Raw genomic sequence first — 529 nt, forward strand, 5'->3', positions numbered from 1 at the left:
TTGTAGAATTCGGTCGCGGCGCAATCGAGCGCCAGCATCACGTCGTCACCGGGGGTGTACCCTGCCGTCTCGATCGAGCGCAGGATGAATTCGATCGCTTCGTTGGTGGACGCAATGTTTGGCGCGAAGCCGCCTTCGTCGCCGACCGAGGTCGCCAGACCCTTTTCGTGCAGCGCCTTCTTCAGCGTGTGGAAAATCTCCGAACCGCAGCGCACCGCCTCGATCATCGAGCTCGCGCCGACCGGCACGATCATGAATTCCTGGAAATCGATCGGATTATCGGCATGTTCGCCGCCATTGATGATGTTCATCATCGGCACCGGCAGCACATGCGCCGCGACGCCGCCGACATAGCGATAGAGCGGCAGCGTGCGCGCATCGGCCGCTGCCTTGGCCACCGCGAGGCTGACGCCGAGGATGGCGTTGGCACCCAGGTGGCTCTTGTTTTCGGTGCCGTCGAGCTCGATCATCGTGTGGTCGATCTCGCGTTGGTCCTCGGCTTCGAAACCGAGCACGGCATCGGCAATCT

1 pseudogene is annotated in these 529 nt (G+C 62.2%); it reads right to left on the minus strand.

The features are described from left to right. Positions 1-529: pseudogene (gene eno, locus AACY49_RS30310) on the minus strand (phosphopyruvate hydratase); the annotation flags it as partial.

This window comes from Pseudomonas sp. EL_65y_Pfl2_R96 (assembly GCF_963970905.1).
GTDB lineage: Bacteria > Pseudomonadota > Gammaproteobacteria > Pseudomonadales > Pseudomonadaceae > Aquipseudomonas.